This window comes from Peribacillus sp. NPDC058002 (genome assembly GCF_042886655.1).
Classification (GTDB): Bacteria; Bacillota; Bacilli; order Bacillales; family DSM-1321; genus Peribacillus; species Peribacillus aracenensis.
Genome location: NZ_JBHVQU010000487.1, coordinates 1 through 1,499, shown reverse-complemented (window position 1 = coordinate 1,499; position 1,499 = coordinate 1). Strand labels below are relative to the sequence as shown.

Annotated in this window: 2 protein-coding genes; both read right to left on the bottom strand. The window is 39.0% G+C overall.

Annotation, left to right across the window (positions count from 1 at the left end):
- Positions 1-142: 142 nt before the first annotated feature.
- A complete protein-coding gene (locus tag ACFVSH_RS26545; RefSeq protein WP_387598401.1) occupies positions 143-331 on the bottom strand; it encodes a hypothetical protein in 189 nt (62 codons plus the stop codon).
- 299 nt (positions 332-630) lie between these two features.
- The coding region (locus tag ACFVSH_RS26540; protein WP_387708805.1) for an MFS transporter at positions 631-1,499 on the bottom strand (869 nt) is incomplete at its 5' end.

Below are 1,499 nucleotides of genomic sequence, written 5' to 3'. Positions count from 1 at the left end.
CAGATTTATACATATATAGAACTAAGTTCACTATAAATTAACTCGTTTTTTAGAATATTGTCAATAATCAAAGTCATTAGCCAAATTGATCAACAAAAAAGCCCTCTTATCAATGAGGGCTTTTAACGATTAGAGTATAGGATTAAGCGTCCAAGGCTTCTTTACGCTTTCTTTTCCTTGATTCTGTAAATAGATCATATCCAAGATAAAGGATGATGGCTCCGCCAAATAATTTAACATATAACGGAATGTCCGCTACAAAGAAATAAATCATAGAGAATAATGTCCCTATAATGCTTAACCAAAAAATTACATGTTTTAAAATTTTCAAAGTAAGACTCCTCACAAAAGATGAGATTATTTTTTCTAGTTCGCTCCATTTTAAGGAGGAATTAATTATCCGTACCATCATTCTAACATTTATTCTTAACCTTAAGTGTGACTCGATTTGCGAAATTATGAACATTTAAGCAACTTTTCTCAAGAATAGGCCAAGCCATCCAGAAATCTTCCCGCTTATTCTTATTAATTTTCATTTAGAACTATTTCTTCGTCCAAATAGGACAATAAAACAAATATGCATGAAATGACTGCGGAGGTATCCCTGCACTGCATTTCATGCATTTAATTTTACAAGACGTTCATTTTATTGGACTCTACCACCATTTCTTCAGTTGGTTCCAGATGATCACGTTTATAATAAGCCATTTTCGCTGGAACGAATGATAACGCAACCGCGGCAATGAGACCCGGAATAGCGAAGGCGATGAAATTCAGTTGGATGGGTAACGAGATGGATAATAGGAATCCGCCGAGGATTGGTCCGAGCATACCGCCGATCCTTCCGATTCCAGATGCAACCCCTAATGCCGTAGATCTAATATTGGGTGGATAGTACTGGGAAACATAGGCTTGCACAAGATTTTGGGCACCAATGGTACAGGCTCCTGCAATCGCTACCAAAGTGTAAATCACAAAGGAGCTTCCGCCCATTCCCAATAGGGTCAAACTGACTGCCCCAAGCGCATACAACGGCACAAGCATTTTCTTGGATCCATAGCGATCACAAAGTTTAGCGATGATAAGTGTGCCTACGATAGCCCCCCCTTGAAGAACGATCAAGAAACCTAAGCTTGAATTCAGCGCATAGCCTGCCTCGATCATTAACTTTGGTAACCATGTATTCAATCCATATACCATCAATAGGCACATGAAAAAGGCAATCCAGAACATCAGTGTGCTTAATGCACGGGAATCCTTGAATAATCCAACAATCGGCATATTCGCATCTGTTTTTTTCACTTCCACAATTTCATCCTTGATGCCGAATTTGCTCTCCGGACTGACCTTGGATAATACCCTGATCAATTCTTCTTTTTTGCCAATTCTGATCAGATGCGTCGAAGCCTCTGGTAAACGCTTCATCATGAAGGGTAAAAATAACAATGGTATTCCTGCAAACCAGAATATTGATTCCCAGCCTAGTGAAGGCATAAGCA